Annotated in this window: 19 protein-coding genes; 15 read left to right on the top strand and 4 right to left on the bottom strand. The window is 67.4% G+C overall.

Annotated features, from left to right (window positions below; genetic code table 11):
* From KEG57_RS35385 to KEG57_RS35355, 7 genes are all read left to right on the top strand, one after another.
* On the top strand, window positions 1–185 hold a 185-nt coding region (locus KEG57_RS35385; RefSeq protein ID WP_272459256.1), incomplete at its 5' end, for a hypothetical protein.
* 674 nt (window positions 186–859) lie between these two features.
* Window positions 860–1,930 (top strand): TIR domain-containing protein, encoded by a 1,071-nt coding sequence (locus tag KEG57_RS35380; protein WP_272459255.1) that lies wholly within the window; start codon window positions 860–862, stop codon window positions 1,928–1,930.
* Between the two features lie 430 nt (window positions 1,931–2,360).
* Complete coding sequence (locus KEG57_RS35375; protein ID WP_272459254.1) at window positions 2,361–2,576, top strand: hypothetical protein; 216 nt, start codon at window positions 2,361–2,363, stop codon at window positions 2,574–2,576.
* 255 nt (window positions 2,577–2,831) lie between these two features.
* Window positions 2,832–2,987 (top strand): hypothetical protein, encoded by a 156-nt coding sequence (locus tag KEG57_RS35370; protein ID WP_272459253.1) that lies wholly within the window; start codon window positions 2,832–2,834, stop codon window positions 2,985–2,987.
* 90 nt (window positions 2,988–3,077) lie between these two features.
* The gene (locus tag KEG57_RS35365) at window positions 3,078–3,269 is read left to right on the top strand and encodes a hypothetical protein (protein ID WP_272459252.1); all 192 of its coding nucleotides are present in this window, start codon (window positions 3,078–3,080) and stop codon (window positions 3,267–3,269) included.
* A gap of 575 nt (window positions 3,270–3,844) precedes the next feature.
* Complete coding sequence (locus KEG57_RS35360; RefSeq protein ID WP_272459251.1) at window positions 3,845–5,191, top strand: hypothetical protein; 1,347 nt, start codon at window positions 3,845–3,847, stop codon at window positions 5,189–5,191.
* A 1,357-nt stretch (window positions 5,192–6,548) separates the two neighbouring features.
* Entirely contained in the window at window positions 6,549–6,776 is a 228-nt protein-coding gene (locus KEG57_RS35355; RefSeq protein WP_272459250.1) for a hypothetical protein, read from the top strand.
* A 262-nt stretch (window positions 6,777–7,038) separates the two neighbouring features.
* Here the strand turns inward: KEG57_RS35355 and KEG57_RS35350 are convergent, their stop codons facing one another.
* Together KEG57_RS35350 and KEG57_RS35345 are read right to left on the bottom strand one after the other, a co-directional pair.
* Window positions 7,039–7,428: a hypothetical protein gene (locus tag KEG57_RS35350; protein ID WP_272459249.1), complete on the bottom strand. Its 390-nt coding sequence runs from the start codon at window positions 7,426–7,428 to the stop codon at window positions 7,039–7,041.
* A gap of 54 nt (window positions 7,429–7,482) precedes the next feature.
* On the bottom strand, window positions 7,483–8,328 hold the full coding sequence (locus KEG57_RS35345; RefSeq protein WP_272459248.1) for a hypothetical protein: 846 nt from the start codon (window positions 8,326–8,328) through the stop codon (window positions 7,483–7,485).
* 94 nt (window positions 8,329–8,422) lie between these two features.
* On the opposite strand from KEG57_RS35345, the gene KEG57_RS35340 reads away from it, so the two are divergent.
* From KEG57_RS35340 to KEG57_RS35325, 4 genes are all read left to right on the top strand, one after another.
* The gene (locus KEG57_RS35340; RefSeq protein ID WP_272459247.1) at window positions 8,423–8,641 is read left to right on the top strand and encodes a hypothetical protein; all 219 of its coding nucleotides are present in this window, start codon (window positions 8,423–8,425) and stop codon (window positions 8,639–8,641) included.
* A 196-nt stretch (window positions 8,642–8,837) separates the two neighbouring features.
* Window positions 8,838–9,029: a hypothetical protein gene (locus KEG57_RS35335; RefSeq protein WP_272459246.1), complete on the top strand. Its 192-nt coding sequence runs from the start codon at window positions 8,838–8,840 to the stop codon at window positions 9,027–9,029.
* 639 nt (window positions 9,030–9,668) lie between these two features.
* Window positions 9,669–10,043 (top strand): hypothetical protein, encoded by a 375-nt coding sequence (locus tag KEG57_RS35330; RefSeq protein WP_272459245.1) that lies wholly within the window; start codon window positions 9,669–9,671, stop codon window positions 10,041–10,043.
* Window positions 10,044–10,149: 106 nt separating this feature from the next.
* Window positions 10,150–10,590 (top strand): hypothetical protein, encoded by a 441-nt coding sequence (locus tag KEG57_RS35325; RefSeq protein WP_272459244.1) that lies wholly within the window; start codon window positions 10,150–10,152, stop codon window positions 10,588–10,590.
* Window positions 10,591–10,943: 353 nt separating this feature from the next.
* Here the strand turns inward: KEG57_RS35325 and KEG57_RS35320 are convergent, their stop codons facing one another.
* Window positions 10,944–12,338: a thrombospondin type 3 repeat-containing protein gene (locus KEG57_RS35320; protein ID WP_272459243.1), complete on the bottom strand. Its 1,395-nt coding sequence runs from the start codon at window positions 12,336–12,338 to the stop codon at window positions 10,944–10,946.
* An 827-nt stretch (window positions 12,339–13,165) separates the two neighbouring features.
* Here KEG57_RS35320 and KEG57_RS35315 point away from each other — a divergent pair.
* Window positions 13,166–13,300 carry a hypothetical protein gene (locus KEG57_RS35315; RefSeq protein WP_272459242.1) on the top strand — a complete coding sequence of 45 codons (135 nt, stop codon included), beginning with the start codon at window positions 13,166–13,168 and terminating at the stop codon, window positions 13,298–13,300.
* 124 nt (window positions 13,301–13,424) lie between these two features.
* Here the strand turns inward: KEG57_RS35315 and KEG57_RS35310 are convergent, their stop codons facing one another.
* Complete coding sequence (locus KEG57_RS35310) at window positions 13,425–13,805, bottom strand: hypothetical protein (RefSeq protein ID WP_272459241.1); 381 nt, start codon at window positions 13,803–13,805, stop codon at window positions 13,425–13,427.
* Between the two features lie 313 nt (window positions 13,806–14,118).
* Here KEG57_RS35310 and KEG57_RS35305 point away from each other — a divergent pair, with 313 nt between their 5' ends.
* From KEG57_RS35305 to KEG57_RS35295, 3 genes are all read left to right on the top strand, one after another.
* Window positions 14,119–14,658 carry a hypothetical protein gene (locus KEG57_RS35305; RefSeq protein ID WP_272459240.1) on the top strand — a complete coding sequence of 180 codons (540 nt, stop codon included), beginning with the start codon at window positions 14,119–14,121 and terminating at the stop codon, window positions 14,656–14,658.
* A gap of 725 nt (window positions 14,659–15,383) precedes the next feature.
* The gene (locus tag KEG57_RS35300; protein ID WP_272459239.1) at window positions 15,384–15,569 is read left to right on the top strand and encodes a hypothetical protein; all 186 of its coding nucleotides are present in this window, start codon (window positions 15,384–15,386) and stop codon (window positions 15,567–15,569) included.
* Window positions 15,570–15,678: 109 nt separating this feature from the next.
* A complete protein-coding gene (locus KEG57_RS35295; RefSeq protein WP_272459238.1) occupies window positions 15,679–16,728 on the top strand; it encodes an RNA polymerase sigma factor in 1,050 nt (349 codons plus the stop codon).
* Window positions 16,729–16,781: the final 53 nt, after the last annotated feature.

The following is a 16,781-nucleotide window of genomic DNA, read 5'->3' as shown; positions in this document are numbered from 1 at the left end:
GTCTCGCGGCCGTGACCGCGCTCGACCGCGTAAACGCGCCTGCCCTGCATGGGGGCGGGTGCGTCGCGACCGACCCCGAGGCCATCGAGGGGCGCGGCGCTCGACGCCGGCCACGTGCTCGCCGGCCCCAGCTCGCCGGCCTCGGGCTCGACGTGGGCCTCGTGCTCGCCGGCCTCGGGCATTGAGGCGGACGGCGCGGCGAGGGTAGAAATCTCCCCCGAGGTCTCGCGGCTGTGACCGCGCTCGATCGCGTAAATCCGTCGGTCCGACGTGGGGGGCGGGTGCATCGAGGGGCGCGTCGCTCGACGCCGGCCTCGTGCTCGTCGCCTCGTGCATCGAGGCGGACGGCGCGGCAAGCGTAGAAATCTTCCCCGAGGTCTCGCGGCCGTGACCGCGCTCGACCGCGTAAACGCGCCTGCCCTGCATGGGGGCGGGTGCGTCGCGACCGACCCCGAGGCCATCGAGGGGCGCGGCGCTCGACGCCGGCCACGTGCTCGCCGGCCTCGGGCATTGAGGCGGACGGCGCGGCGAGGGTAGAAATCTCCCCCGAGGTCTCGCGGCCGTGACCGCGCTCGACCGCGTAGATCCGCGGGCCCGACGTGGGGGGCGGGTGCGTCGAGGGGCGCGGCGCTCGACGTGCGCCTCGTGCTCGTCGGCCTCGGGCATCGAGGCGGCGCGGCGAGGGTCGAGCGTCGAAATCTCCCCCGAGGTCTCGCGGCCGTGACCATGCCCGACCTCGCAAACCCGCTGGCCCGACGCGGGGGCGGGTGCGCCGCGACCGATCCCGGGGGCATCGAGGCGGCGCGACGAGAATCTTGTTGACACCGAAGATGACCTGGCTACTCATCCACAAGCGGAAATGAGCAGCAAACCGAGGGTTTTCATTGGGTCGTCGAGCGAGGGAACCGAGGTTGCTGAAATATTGTTTCAATATCTCAGCGCCGACTTTCGCCCGTTTACCTGGCAGCATGGTATATTCATGGCAGGGCGGTTCACCTTGGAGGAACTGGAACGGAGCTTGCGTGAGCACGAGTTTGCCGTCCTGTGTGCGACGCCCGACGATAGCCTAAGCAAAAGGGGCAATACGTCTCCGGCGATGCGCGACAATGTCCTTTTCGAGCTGGGTCTGTTCATTGGTGCTCTGGGCCGAAAGCGGACGTTTCTGGTTGTGCCTACTGGCGTAGGCCTGGTGATACCGACCGATCTTGCTGGATTGACATACGTGTCATATGACGCCGAGCGGTTTTCCCAAGGCCCAGCCGACAGAATGGCGGCGCTACAGGTCGCTGGCATGAGTCTGCGCACCGTCATTCATCGGACCTGGGCTGAACTTCGCGCAACCGAGGAGCAGCTTGCGCGTGCACGCATGGCCAATGCCCGGACCACGGCCATTCGACGAATTCACGCGGTAATCGTCGATCTTCGGGACGTAATCATTGAGCTGCCCGGCGACATGCTCCAATCACTCACGAGTCCAAAGGAATTTGATCGCGTCAAGCGCGTGGCGGCGGAGAGAGTCGATAAGATTTCGGCGCCGATGTACGACGATGCTACGACGGCAGGTGTCACCACCGAATTCGGCGATCTCGTGACCGCGACGCGAGCGGCGCTCCTGGAAATTCCATACCCATTTGAGCTATTCGTAGAGGAGCAAGAGATTAAACAGGCGGCCGTAAAGCATATTGCTGGCGCAATACAGAGCTTTAACTCGGGCGGGCAGCCATTCGAGTACGCCGGGCAGGCCATCGAGTCCGAGGTGGCGAGGCGGGTGCAGTCGATATCCGACCGGTATCGAGGATGGTGGACGCGAAGTGAAAAGGTCCTCCAGCGGGCGACGTCAAGGCTACAGACTGCATTGGTTAACGCGGCATTGGAAAGTGAGCCCAAGCAACTCCCCGAATCTGCAAGACCACTCAACCCGCAACGCTAGACATATCGATTGCCGACAGATAGTCGTTGAATGTTCAGCGGTCTCGCGGCCGTGACCGCGGCGAGCGTCGAAATCTCCCCCGAGGTCTCGCGGCCGTGACCGCGCTCGACGTCGAATTTGGGCCACCCCCGCATGCGGGGGGGCGAGCGGCCATAATTCGGCCAAAAAGCTTGTCGCGACACACGCACGCACGCGCGCTCTCGCTCGTGTGCATCGAGCGCGGGCGGGTGCGTCGGGACGTACCCCCGAGTACGCCGGCCCCAGCTCGCCGGCCTCGTGCATCGAGGCGGCGCGGCGCTCGACGCCGGCCTCGTGCTCGTCGCCCTGGACGCCGGCCCCAGCTCGTCGGCCTCGGGCTCGACGCCGGCCTCGTGCTCGTCGCCCTGGACGCCGGCCCCAGCTCGTCGGCCTCGGGCTCGACGCCGGCCTCGTGCTCGTCGCCCTGGACGCCGGCCCCAGCTCGTCGGCCTCGGGCTCGACGTGGGCCTCGTGCTCGTCGGCCTCGGGCTCGACGTGGGCCTCGTGCTCGTCGGCCTCGTGCTCGTCGGCCTCGTGCTCGTCGGCCTCGTGCTCGTCGGCCTCGTGCATCGAGGCGGCGCGGCGAGCGGCGAGCGGCGAAATCTCCCCCGAGGTCTCGCGGCCGTGACCGCGCTCGACCGCGTAAACGCGCCTGCCCTGCATGGGGGCGGGTGCGTCGCGACCGACCCCGGGGCCATCGAGGGGCGCGACGCTCGACGCCGGCCTCGTGCTCGTCGCCCTGGACGCCGGCCCCAGCTCGTCGGCCTCGGGCTCGACGTGGGCCTCGTGCATCGAGGTGGCGCGGCGAGGGTCGAGGGTCGAAATCTCCCCCGAGGTCTCGCGGCCGTGACCGCGCTCGACCGCGTAGATCCGCGGGCTCGACGTGGAGGGCGGGTGCGTCGCGACCGACCCCGAGGCCATCGAGGCGGCGCGGCGCTCGACGTGCGCCTCGTGCTCGTCGCCCTGCTCGCCGTCCTCGGGCATCGAGGCGGACGGCGCGGCGAGCGTCGAAATCTTCCCCGAGGTCTCGCGGCCATGACCGCGCTCGACCGCGTAGATCCGCGGGCCCGACGTGGGGGCGGGTGCGTCGCGACCGACCCCGGGGCCATCGAGGGGCGCGGCGCTCGACGTGCGCCTCGTGCTCGTCGCCCTGCTCGCCGGCCTCGGGCATCGAGGCGGCGCGGCGCTCGACGCCGGCCTCGTGCTCGTCGCCCTGGACGCCGGCCCCAGCTCGTCGGCCTCGTGCTCGTCGGCCTCGTGCATCGAGGCGGCGCGGCGAGCGGCGAGCGGCGAAATCTCCCCCGAGGTCTCGCGGCCGTGACCGCGCTCGACCGCGTAAAGCCGTGGGCCCGACGTGGGGGGCGGGTGCATCGAGGGGCGCGGCGCTCGACGTGCGCCTCGTGCTCGCCGGCCTTGGGCATCGAGGCGGACGGCGCGGCGAGCGTCGAAATCTTCCCCGAGGTCTCGCGGCCGTGACCGCGCTCGACCGCGTAATCCGCGGGCTCGACGTGGGGGGCGGGTGCATCGAGGCGGTGCGCGGCGAGCGTCGAGCGTCGAAATCTCCCCCGAGGTCTCGCGGCCGTGACCGCGCTCGACCGCGTAGATCCGCGGGCTCGACGTGGGGGGTGGGTGCGTCGCGAACAACACCGGCCAGCAGGGCGCGCCGATCTCGTGCATGTCGGCCTTGGGCATCGAGGCGGACGGCATGGGCGTGCTCCCCGGATCTGGCATCGAGGCGGACGGCGCGGCGGACTCATCGGGCGAGCGGCGAGCGCTTCCCCGTGCGGGCCGCGACGTTGCCCGACTACGCGAATTTGCCGTCCGATGAGGGGACGCCCTGAGTTCAACGGCGGTACCTCTAGACCAACGCCGGTCGACGCGTTACTCTGTGCATGCATGGTTACATCTGCGGATTACAGCGGATACCTTCTGTTCTTCGATGAGAGCGAATTCCGACGTAAGGCGTTGTCAGACCTCGACGAGCCAGGCCACATCGCGACTATCTCCACCGTTGCCGATGATTGGCCCCATCGAGGAGTGGAACTGTGCTTTATATCCACGGACGGCGTCACAATTAGTCATGTCGCGCTGGCAAGAAAAGGCGACATGATTGTTACGCGCGAATACAGGGTCACACTTTACCGAATCAGTGCCATCGATCCCGCGGGTTTGATGCATGGCGATTCGCAGCACTTGTGCAAGTGGTCGCTACACGTGTGTACCCGGGCTCCTATAGAGGTATGGAATCGAATATACGCACAAGCGTCTTCATCACAGATCGTCATCGAACTGAACGATAGGCGGATTGAGTCTAACCGGCGGTACCGAGACGATGCGTACACAACAATGGCGATGGAGCGCGATGCCATCGGAATCTCATTGGAAATCAGTGGCTTTGACCGTTCCTTGGTGCTTGTTGAGCACGAGTTGAGCGGCAGAGAACCAAGTTCGTACATCAAGCGGTTAAGGGGCGCTTCGTCTGGTCTGGTCCACGAGGACCGAATGATCGAGCATGATGCCCAATTATTCCAGGGAGCGATCGGTCACAAGACGGACGTAATCGGCACAGTGGTCTTCAGCAAGTCGAGCGGCGAGCGTCTTTACGTCACAAACTACAACCGCACACCCGTGGAGAGTACACTTGGCGTTGATCTCGTGTACTACAACGAACTTTATCGCTCGTTTGTAATGGTGCAATACAAGCGGATGCAGCAAGAAAGCGGCGATCACGTATTCCGTTTCTCCAAAGACAAGAATTACGAGGATGAATTTGCGAAGATGTACAAATTCGACATCGACGCGCTTCAGGCAATTCCAACCAATGCGCTCGAATATCGCCTCCATCCCGGAGCATTTTTCTTCAAACTTTGTCCCGATGCATTCTTCGATCCGATTTCGCCCGACATGATTAATGGGATGTATTTTCCCGTTTCGTACTGGCATGTAATCGGCGGCACGGATGAAACGATGGGCCCCAAGGGAGGCCGGCGCGTTTCTTATGACAACTCGGGTCGCTACTTTAGCAACGGCCTGTTTGCGCAACTGGTTCGCTTTGGATGGATAGGGTCTACCAATGTGGCGACCAGTCTGCTTGAAGACGTGATCGACTCATCGCTAAAGAATGGGCGATCGGTAACATTGGCATCTGGGAGGGCGACGCGAGAGGCGTCAAATAAAAGAGTGAAGCCTGACTCGCTCAGGCCAAAGCCCTCATCGGGTCGTCGTGGGTCCAGGAATCGTTGATTTGCCAGCCGGTATTTGCGCCCCTGGTGCCGCGTCAAATGGCGGGGCGCGTCGAAGTCTCCCCGAGTTCTCGCGGCCGTAACCGCGCTCGACGTCGAATTGGGTCGAGCGGCCATAATTCGGCCAAAAAGCTTGTCGCGACACACGCACGCACGCGCGCTCTCGCTCGTGTGCATCGACCGCGGGCGGGTGCGTCGGGACGTACCCCCGAGGACGCCAGCCCCAGCTCGCCGGCCTCGGGCATCGAGGCGGCGCGGCGCTCGACCGCCGGCCTCGTGCTCGTCGCCCTGGACGCCGGCCCCAGCTCGTCGGCCTCGGGCATCGAGGCGGCGCGGCGCTCGACCGCCGGCCTCGTGCTCGTCGCCCTGGACGCCGGCCCCAGCTCGTCGGCCTCGGGCTCGACGTGCGCCTCATGCTCGCCGGCCCCAGCTCGTCGGCCTCGTGCATCGAGGCGGCGCGGCGAGCGTCGAGCGTCGAAATCTTCCCCGAGGTCTCGCGGCCGTGACCGCGCTCGACCTCGAATTTTGGCCACCCCCGCATGCGGGGGGGTCGAGCGGCCATAATTCGGCCAAAAAGCTTGTCGCGACACACGCACGCACGCGCGCTCTTGCTCGTGTGCGTCGACCGTAGGCGGGTGCGTCGGGACGTACCCCCCGAGGACGCCGGCCCCAGCTCGCCGGCCTCGTGCATCGAGGCGGCGCGGCGCTCGACGCCGGCCTCGTGCTCGTCTCCCTGGACGCCGGCCCCAGCTCGCCGGCCTCGTGCATCGAGGCGGCGCGGCGCTCGACGCCGGCCTCGTGCTCGTCTCCCTGGACGCCGGCCCCAGCTCGTCGGCCTCGGGCTCGTCGACCTGGACGCCGGCCCCAGCTCGTCGGCCTCGGGCTCGATGTCGGCCTCGTGCATCGAGGCGGCGCGGCGAGGGTCGAGCGTCGAAATCTCCCCCGAGGTCTCGCGGCCGTGACCGCGCTCGACCGCGTAAATCCGCGGGCTCGACGCGGGGGGCGGGTGCATCGAGGCGGCGCGGCGAGCGGCGAGCGTCGAAACCTTCCCCGAGGTCTCGCGGCCGTGACCGCGCTCGACCGCGTAGATCCGCGGGCTCGACGTGGGGCGGGTGCGTCGCGACCGACCCCGGGGCCATCGAGGGGCGCGGCGCTCGACGCCGGCCTCGTGCTCGCCGGCCTCGTGCATCGAGGCGGCGCGTCGAGCGTCGAGCGTCGAAATCTTCCCCGAGGTCTCGCGGCCGTGACCGCGCTCGACCGCGTAAATCCGTGGGCTCGACGTGGGGGGCGGGTGCATCGAGGCGGCGCGGCGAGCGTCGAGCGTCGAGCGTCGAAATCTTCCCCGAGGTCTCGCGGCCGTGACCGCGCTCGACCGCGTAAATCCGCGGGCTCGACGTGGGGGCGGGTGCGTCGCGACCGACCCCGGCGAGCGGGGCGCGCCGATCTCGTGCTCGTCGGCCTCGGGCATCGAGGCGGCGCGGCGCTCGACGTGGTCCTCGTGCTCGTCGCCCTGCTCGCCGGCCTCGTGCATCGAGGCGGACGGCGCGGCGAGCGTCGAAATCTTCCCCGAGGTCTCGCGGCCGTGACCGCGCTCGACCGCGTAAATGCGCGGGCTCGACGTGGGGGGCGGGTGCGTCGCGACCGACCCCAGGGCCATCGACGGGCGCGGCGCTCGACCGCGCCTCGTGCTCGTCGGCCTCGTGCATCGAGGCGGCGCGGCGCGTGTCGCGCGGCGAAATCTTCCCCGAGGTCTCGCGGCGGTGACCGCGCTCGACCACGTAAATCCGTGGGCCACCTCTCCAGGGTTGGAGGCCCGGAAACGCGGGCGCCGCGGGCCGAAACTCCGGACTACCGTTGCCACCGGGCGAGGACCACCACAATCGCAACAACGGCGAGGACTGTCACGATCGCGACAACAGCAAGAACCGCGATCGCTTCAATGCCCATGCGCGGATCATGGGTTCCCATGGCTTTGCCAAACCTCAAGATGGCGGCGACGATCCCCAAATAGGCCCCCCAAGGACACAAGATAGACGCAAGGAGGCCAGGCGTGGCGCCTTTCGAGCTTTTGCACCGGTTGTTGCGAGCCAAGGGAGGAGCGTCCTCCATCATGACGAGCGCCCTTCGATGGAGGCGCTCGCTCTTCTTTGGGGTAGACGAAACGGACCGGCGGCTTGTGCTCGTGTTGCGCCGGTCGTGCGCGACGATCCGAGCCTTCTGAGTGCGCGGTTTGTTCATGGGACCGAGCATGCGGCGGGGCGGACGCTAACGCGACGGGGTAGCCGTTAGCCGTTAGGGCTTGCGCTTGGATACACGCGGCTGTCTACGTTTCCCAGGTGGCTTCTCGCCCAACTTCTCTCGGAGCCTGGTCTCACGCATCTTTGCTGGAGCGTCTAACACGTCGTAGGGATCGACCCCGCCAGCTTTGAGCGCCACCCGGGCCACGTCGCCAAGGTTGACGCCGGCCCGATAGCCCGTGTCACAGATGTACGGCGCGAGCTGTTCGGGAAGCGCCTTCTCCAGCGCGGCAACTTGCTTCTCGACGCCGGGTTGTGTCCTCTTGTTTCGTAGAACGGCTCTCGCGATCGCGTTGTAGTTCGGGAATAGCACGCTCCGGCCGCCGGCTAGCCTTGCATGGCTAAGTGAGCGAAGGGCGCCGATTACCGCATCCTTGAATGTTCCATTGTCCCGTCGCGTGTAGTCCTCGGCCATCCTTGCCAGGCGGTGAATGAAGCCCTTCGCGTATTGGGCGCCCTGCTCGTCACCGTGCCACGCGATCGCTAGAGTCGCACGATCGAGTGCAAGCCGGATTTGGGTCATGTCCGCCTTGACATCGTGACCACTCTTTTGGGATGCGACAGCTACAAGTGTCTCGTTCATTGCGGAGGTCATCGCGAGACTCGCAGCGCGCACCAATGCCTCGTCCCCCTCTGCGCTGTTATCGCTCCTTCGCGAGTCAAGCACAGCAAGTGCCTCAAGGATCACCGCAAGGCGCAATGGGTCGGCACTTGCCTCGCTCACCATGTGCTCAAGTACCCGCTTGAACACGATAAGGCGCATCGCTGCGTTCGGCTCGGCTTCGTCCTCGCTCGCGTTGTCCGTGTCCGCCTCGTCTTCGCAAATATCCTTCGACACCACAGAAAGACTCTCACTTCCTGCCCGGCGGGCCAGCCGAGGCGTCTTTACTTTTACTCTGCGGCCTCGGGACGAGATAAACGTAGAGGATCGTGTCGTGGCTGCCTACTCAGTTCCGTACGACCTGGCGAGCTCGCCGGTCTCGAACTCGTCGCGCAGCTCGCCGGCCTCGTGCATCGAGGCGGACGGCGCGGCGCTCGACGCCGGCCTCGTGCTCGTCGCCCTGGACGCCGGCCCCAGCTCGTCGGCCTCGGGCATCGAGGCGGCGCGGCGAGCGTCGCGCGTCGAAATCTCCCCCGAGGTCTCGCGGCCGTGACCGCGCTCGACCGCGTAAATCCGCGGGCTCGACGTGGGGGGGCGGGTGCATCGAGGCGGCGCGCGGCGAGCGGCGAGCGGCAAAATCTCCCCCGAGGTCTCGCGGCCGTGACCGCGCTCGACCGCGTAGGTCCGCGGGCTCGACGTGGGGGGCGGGTGCGTCGCGACCGACCCCGAGGCCATCGAGGGCGCTCGACGTGCGCCTCGTGCTCGTCGCCCTGGACGCCGGCCCCAGCTCGTCGGCCTCGGGCTCGACGTGCGCCTCGTGCTCGTCGGCCTCGTGCTCGTCGGCCTCGTGCTCGTCGGCCTCGTGCTCGTCGGCCTCGTGCATCGAGGCGGCGCGGCGAGCGTCGAGCGGCGAAATCTTCCCCGAGGTCTCGCGGCCGTGACCGCGCTCGACCGCGTAAATGCGCCGGCCCTGCATGGGGGCGGGTGCGTCGTGACCGACCCGGCGAGCAGGGCGCGCCGATCTCGGGCTCGTCGGCCTCGTGCATCGAGGCGGCGCGGCGAGCGGCGAGCTCCCCCGAGGTCTCGCGGCCGTGACCGCGCTCGACCGCGTAAATGCGCGGCGCGGCGCTCGACGCGGGCCTCGTGCTCGCCGGCCCCAGCTCGTCGGCCTCGTGCATCGAGGCTGCACGGCGAGCGGCGAGCGTCGAAATCTCCCCCGAGGTCTCGCCGCCGTGCGCTCGACGTCCGCCTCGTGCTCGTCGCCCTGGACGCCGGCCCCAGCTCGTCGGCCTCGGGCATCGAGGCGGACGGCGCGGAATAATTTCCGACACTTCGCGACTCGGCCGCGCGCGATGGCAGAGGGACACTTCGGGACGATGCGGAGCTTACAGACTCTGCCTGCCCTTTGCGATGATATCGTGCCTGAAAACGAGATGCATCATGTGTTGTGCATCTTTCACGTGATGCTCGACGCACAACCCTAACTATGGTACCTTGTATTTATGACGGTACCGCCCTGGACATGCGATAGTTGTGGAGAATCAGTCGTCAATGCCGCTGGCGGCGTGATTGAGTGGGTCATGGTTCCCAAAGAAACGAGCGGCGAGAAGCATGATTATAGGATGCGCGATCTGCGATTGGTCCATCGATCTTCGATAGGATGCCAATTTGATCCCGATGCTGAGTATCAAAAAGACCGTGGATTGGCCCAGTTCGATGGACTGGACGCCTATGTTGGTCCCGACGGGCTCATGCTTCTCCTGTCGAAGCTGCACACCAGGGGCCCGGTCGAAATGGTGGTCGAAATGATTAGGCGGCTTCACGTGCCGGGCTATGAACATGCTCGCCACCACCTCGCCCGAGCGATTGCCGAGGGAGTGATAACGCGTCGCGATCGTGGCTACTACACCCAAGCAGACATCGAGGCTGCGATAGCGTTTGCCAAGAATCCGTAAACCGAGCAGTCCTACCGCGAAATCTTCCCCGAGGCCGGCGCGGCGGGACCGCGCTCGACATCGAATTTCCGCCACCCCCGCATGCGGGGGGGTCGAAGTGGCGGAAATGAAGGTTGCGCCGTGCGTGCGCTCGACGTGTGCGCGCGTGGGTTTGCACGGACGCACCCCGGGCGGCGCGCTCGACGGCGGGGGCGAGGTCCGCGGCGAAATCTCCCCCGAGGCCGACGCGGCGGGACCGCGCTCGACCGCGTGTTTCTGCGGCCCCTCGCGCCTCGCGCTCGACGGTCGCGAGGTGGAAGGCCTGCTCCCGCTCGACGGCGGGGGCGAGGTCCGCGGCGAAATCTCCCCCGAGGCCGACGCGGCGGGACCGCGCTCGATGCTGTATTTCCGCCGCGCCCGGACGCAGGGTGGCGGAAACGCAGGCGGCTCGACTCGCACGCTCGACGTTACCGTGCGAGGGTATGCACGGACGCACCCGCCGCGCTCGACGCTCGACACGCTCGACGGCGCGGTGCGATCTGCGCCGCGAAGTCTTCCCCGAGGCTGACGCGGCGGGACCGCGCTCGACCGCGTGTTTCCGCGGCCCCTCGCGCCGCGTGCTCGACGGCCGCGACCCGGAAGGCTTGCTCGCCCTCGACGGCGGGGGCGAGCTCCGGTAACCGCTGAGCCCAATGGGACACGCTTCCCTGCTAAAATAGCTTGGTTTTCTGGATGGCACGACCACGCCGTGGTTGTGGCGTTAGGTTAACTGGAGCAGCGGGGCAAATTGCCTCTTTGGGAAGGCGGTAGGGCTCCCTATCCGCGCGGCGCGGCGACGAGACCGGCGCGAGAACCACGCCGAGGCGCGCGAAATCGGAGGCGGGGAGATTTTCTGAGATGCCTCCCCCTGCTGCTGTCGGTCTACCGGGATCGCGAGCGCCGACGCCGTACCCCGAGCGCGGCCGCCGCGATCGTGAAGAGCGAAGCGTAGGACGCCCCTCGCGGCGACTCGTCGCCGGTCACGTGGCAGCCGCAGCCGACGTCATCCTCGCTGCCGCCCGCGCCGCCCGTGCCGGTCGTGGTCGTGGATGTCGTGTCGCCGCCGGTGCCATTGCCGCCGACGCCACCGGTGCCATTGCCGCCGGAGCCGCCGCCCATGCCGCCGGAGCCGCCGCCGCCCATACCACCGCCGCCGCCCATGCCGCCGCCGCCGGAGCCGCCGCCGCCCATACCACCGCCCATACCACCCCCGCCGCCCGCGCCGGACGCGTCGCAGGCGTCGCCGATGCCATTGCCATTGGAGTCCGCCTGGTTGGGGTTCGGCACGGTCGGGCAGTTGTCGCAGGCGTCCCCGACGCCGTCGGCATCCACATCCGACTGCATCATATCGGCCACGGTCGGGCAGTTGTCGCAGGCGTCCCCGACGCCGTCGGCGTCGGTGTCGATCTGCGCGGCGTTGGGCACCGTGAGGCAGTTATCCATGCTGTTGAGGACCGTGTCGAGGTCGATATCGGCGGCGCTCGGCACGGCGCACGCGGTCCAGGTCGTCGACCAGGGCTCGCTGGTCTCGTCGCGGCCGCTGACGCCATTGCTGCCCATCATGACCTGGCCGGTCTCCGCGAGGTCCACGCGACACGTGTTGATCGTTGTCGTCATCATCGACAGGGGTGCGTGCAGCGCGGGATTGTCCGCCGTATCCGGCAGATACGCCGAGCCGTTGACCGTGACGCCCGTCTTGTTCACCGGGGCTTGGGGCCCCGCCGCTCCATAGAACACGTAATCGACGTCGGTCACGAGGTTGGTTATGCCATCCCAGTAAAACAGAATGATCAGCTCGCCCCCATTGGTGAGCCCCCACGCGGTACCGACCCCGTTCATGACCGGCACGAGCATGTCAGGGACAGCAGGGCTCGTCGTCGCCGCGTCGCCCGTCGCGATCTCGTACGTGGGATAGATCCCGTATCCGGTGAACGTACTCATCGCGCCGCAGGATGTCCTGAAGCACTCGCCGCCGGCGATCGACATGTACTGGGTCTCACCTGGCTGGATGACAGCACCGGCGGGGAATCGCACGATGAAGTCGCTGGTGCCGGCGGGTGCCTGAGCGATGACGACGTTGTAGTAAGTACTGTAATCGGCGAGGTAATAATCGGTCAGGACGACCGGCGTGTTTCCGGGGTTCCGGATCGCGACGGACTCGGCCTGTGTCGGGCTGGTGACGACCTCCATCAGCAGGAGCTTTTCCGCCGCGGCGTGCGCCGCCGCAGGAAGCAAGACCATCGTGGAAAAGGAGAGAATCGAGGCGAGTCGTTTCATGGGGCGTACCCTAAACCAAACCCGGAGAGAATGGAAGGCTCGGGGTGGCGTCAGTCCGGATCATCCCAAAGCTGCTCCGAGGCCGGGCGCGCTCGACGTCGAATTTTGGCCACCCCCGCATGCGGGGGGGGTCGAGCGGCCATAATTCGGCCAAAAAGCTTGTCGCGACACACGCACGCACGCGCGCTCTTGCTCGGATGCGTCGAGCGCGGGGCGGGTACGTCGGGACGTACCCCCGAGGACGCCGGCCCCCTGCTCGCCGGCCTCGGGCATCGAGGCGGCGCGGCGCTCGACGCCGGCCTCGGGCTCGTCGCCCTGGACGCCGGCCCCAGCTCGTCGGCCTCGGGCTCGACGTGCGCCTCGTGCTCGCCGGCCCCAGCTCGTCGGCCTCGGGCTCGACGTACGCCTCGTGCTCGTCAGCCTCGTGCATCGAGGCGGCGGGGCGAGCGGCGAGCGGCGAGCGTCGAAATCTTCCCCGAGGTCTCGCGGCCGTGACCGCGCTCGACCGCGTAAATCCGCGGGCCCGACGTGGGGGGCGGGTGCATCGAGGCGATGGGCGAGCGGCGAAATCTCCCCCGAGCTCTCGCGGCCATGACCGCGCTCGACCGCGTAAATCCGCGGGCCCGACGTGGGGGGCGGGTGCATCGAGGCGATGGGCGAGCGGCGAAATCTCCCCCAAGCTCTCGCGGCCATGACCGCGCTCGACCGCGTAAATCCGCGGGCCCTGCACGGGGGCGGGTGCATCGAGGCGATGGGCGAGCGGCGAAATCTCCCCCGAGCTCTCGCAGCCATGACCGCGCTCGACTGCGTAAATCCGCGGGCCCGACGTGGGGGGCGGGTGCATCGAGGCGGCGCGGCGCTCGACGTGCGCCTCGTGCTCGTCGCCCTGCTCGTCGGCCTCGGGCATCGAGGCGGACGGCGCGACGTGCGGCGAAATCTTCCCCGAGGTCTCGCCGCCGTGACCGCGCTCGACGTTAATTTTTGTCTGCCCCGCATCCGGGGGGGGTACGTCGGGACGCACCCACAAGAATCGAGGCGGTGCGGCGCTCGATCGCCGGCCTCGTGCCTCGAAACGGCGCGACCTTCCTAGAGAGAGTCCACGATCGCTTTAGCCTTATTCCCGACCTCTAGCGACGCGCCTTGGTTCATCTGGACGAACACGCGCGCCCTTGCGTTGCCGTAGCGGTGGGGGCCGGCGAGCACCGCAGCCCCATCGAACGCTTTGATCGTGGTCTGGTAAGCGTCGTCGTCCGCGAATGTCATCACTCCCGCCCCCTCCCCTGGCACGCTGGGAAGCTCGCATTTCCAGTATTCCGATGCTCTGGCGTTGAGCCCCCTGGGAGGTTCCTGCGTGCAGTTCGCCAGCACACCCGCTGCGACGAGCTTGTCAGCCGCTTCCTTGGCCGTCGGCTTCGTGCATGCAGAGAGCAACAACAACGGGAGCACGATGGTAGACAGAATACGCATGTCCGCCACGGTACAGAAGGACGAACCCCACAGCAAGACTGTGCGTGCGAGCAGAGCATAAGGGACGGGGGCCTCCCAACCGAGCAGGACGAGCAGGGCGCGCGCTTGCCCGGCATCGGCTCGTAGTCGGGACGGAAGCAGACCCAAGCTCGCCTGACATCGAGGCGAGCGGCGCTCGACGCGGACCTCGTGCTCGTCGGCCTCGGGCATCGACGCGGACGGCGCGGCAAGCGCCGAAATCCTTGCCCGAGGTCCTGAACCGTTCCGAAACGGGCCGCAAACGGTCGATTCCTCGCCAGGAGTGGAGACCTCTATGCCTGGACGCCCCTCGCAACGGACCCCCGAGATCACGGCACAAATCCTCGATGGCCTGCGAAACGGCCATCTTCACCGGCCCACCGTGTGCGCGCTCGTCGGGATCTCGACGCGCACCTTGCGACGGTGGCGTAAGCAGGATCCCGAATTCGACGCCGAAATCCGCAAGGCGGAAGCGGATGGCGAATTCCAGCTCTCGAAGCTCGTGCTACAGGCCGCCGAAAAGGACCCTCGATTCGCCCTCGAAGTGCTCCGCGCGCGATACCCCGAGCGCTGGGGGAAGCGCCGCGCGAAGGTCGAAACGCAGATCAAGGTGACGTCCGAGTGTCCCCCGACCCTTCCGAAATCCCTCCGATGGGCCTGGAAAGCGGGTGTCGAAAGCAACTGGAAAGACCCGAAAGCCCAGCGCGCGCTTGAGCTCTATTGGGCGACGGGCTTCACGGAACGATCCGAGCAAATCGAGCGGCTGCGCGTGATGTTGGCCGAATTGGAAGCCGAGGCTTTGAGCGAAGACGACACGCCCCCCGCGCTCAACTGACGCCCGTTTCCTCCGGAGATCCAGCGATGATCCGTGTCATCTGCTCACCCATGCCGGGTTTCTCCGGCTACCGTTGCGGCTGGCGGGAAGAAATCCGGGACGGCCGCGCCGTACGCGTCGGCCTGTTTTGGCCCGCTGGGGTGACGGAGTTACCCGACGATGCTTTGACCCCCGAGCAACTGGACGCGCTTTGCCGCGATCCAGGGAAGCGGATTCGCGTGGAACGCGAGCCCGAGGCGCCCAAGGCGTCCAGCGGCCCACCGAGCGCCGCGCCGGGCCTGCCAGGGCCGATGGTCGAGCCCAAGCCGTCCGACGCGTCCAGCGGCCCGCCAAGCGCCGCGCGGAGCCTGCCAGGGCCGACAATCGAGCCCGAGGCGTCCAGCGGCCCGCCAAGCGCCGCGCCGGGCCTGCCAGGGCCGACAATCGAGCCCAAGCCGTCCGATGCGTCCAGCGGCCCGCCAAGCGCAGCGCTGGGCCTTCCAGGGTCGATGGTCGAGCCCAAGCCGTCCGACGCGTCCAGCGCCGTGCCGGGCCTGCCAGGGCCTCGCGTCCAGCGCTCACCGCGCCGCAATCGCCGAACGGCCGCGCCGCTTGCCACCGCGCGTGGTCCGCCGGCTCTGTGAAAAGCCCGAATTCCATTGTTCGGACGGCGCGCCATTCGTGCGCCGTATTGGTAACTTGCGCCCATTTTTTGCCGACCGTTACCAAATCGGAGCCTTTGACTCGTGACCGTAGCCGAAAAAATCGTCCTTCGTGAGGACGTCTCCGCCCCGTCGGCGCGTGCCGCGGTGGGCGTCGAACGCCTCGCGGGCGCGCTCGGCGATCTTGGCTCCGCGAAGATCGACGCCGGGGCCGCAATCGCCCGGGGGGTATGGGCCGAGCTACAGCGGCTCGCCGAGGAAGGAGCTTAGCCGCGCAGAGCTGAACGGCCAAGCAGGTGCGACTGTATGCGGCGAGCTGCTACCAAAATCGCAAGGCATGGGGTAACGTCGTGGGGGTCGCCCGCCACGTTTGTAGGTCATGAACCTGGCCCCCTGTCTTCCGACACCCCCCGGCCTTCCTTCCGCCGACGAGCTGGCGGCGCTCCGGCCCGTTGTCCTCGAATGGACCGAGCGTTGGATCACGTCCCCCGAGGACCGCGACGACATCACCCAAGAGGTGATGTTCGAGGCCGAAAAGAGCCGACGAACAAACCCCCCTGTCGGCCCCTTGCGTCCATGGCTCTGGGTCATCACAACCCGGACGGCCGCCCGCTTCCATCAGCGAAAGCAACGGCCGATCGTGCGGCTCGCGCGACGATTGCGCTCGATTCTGCGCGTCCCGTCCGACGAGCCGACCCCGGAGGAAATCGCCTGCCAGACGGGCTGGCTCGAATTGATTGCCATCGTGCGCCCCAAGCTTCCTCCTCGGATGCAAGCGGTGTTTTCTGCGGTATGGGATCAAGGCATGTCGCACGAGGAGATCGCCGAAGCGCTGGGGATCCCTCCCGAGCGCTCCCGCGTCTACCTGCACCAGGCAACGCAGCGCCTTGCCGATGCGATAAAGGAAGCTCGCCGGCAGCCAAAGCGGCTGGTGATTCTGCCGATCGCGTGGTTCGAACGATGGTTCCGCGGTGGCGACGCGCCCGAACTTCCGGAGGCGGCCCATGGCGCGCCCGAGCTTCCGGGGGCGGCCGACGCTGCGCCCGGGGATCGCGCGCTCGCCGGCCTTCGTTGGCTCTCACCGTTTGTTGAGCCTATCGGCACCATAGCGGCTGGGCTCGCCCTGGGCGGCGCGGCAATGGCTGCTTGGCTGCTCCTCTTTCCCGATCCGCCGAAGCTCGTCCGGTTGCCGGCCGTCTACGTCGTCGCGGTTGCCGAACGGGCCTTCCATGGCCACGCGGTCGTCGAATGCAGGATCCCCGAGCCCGAACGCACGCGGACCTGTGAGCCGCTCGAACGCCTACAGCCACGCCTCACACCGACGCCGGATCCCGTGCTGCCGCCCGAGGCAGACGAGCGGATCGACGCGATCCGCGGAGGAAACACCCATACGAAAAGCGGCGCAAGTCCGGCCGATTTGTTGCGCTGAATCGTTCCGAGGGTTCGTAGCTACAAACCCACTTGCCCCCGTGCGTAGGTTTG

Source organism: Polyangium jinanense, from assembly GCF_028435365.1.
Note: the sequence above shows the minus strand (reverse complement) of the source record. Positions and strands in the feature narration are given on the sequence as shown.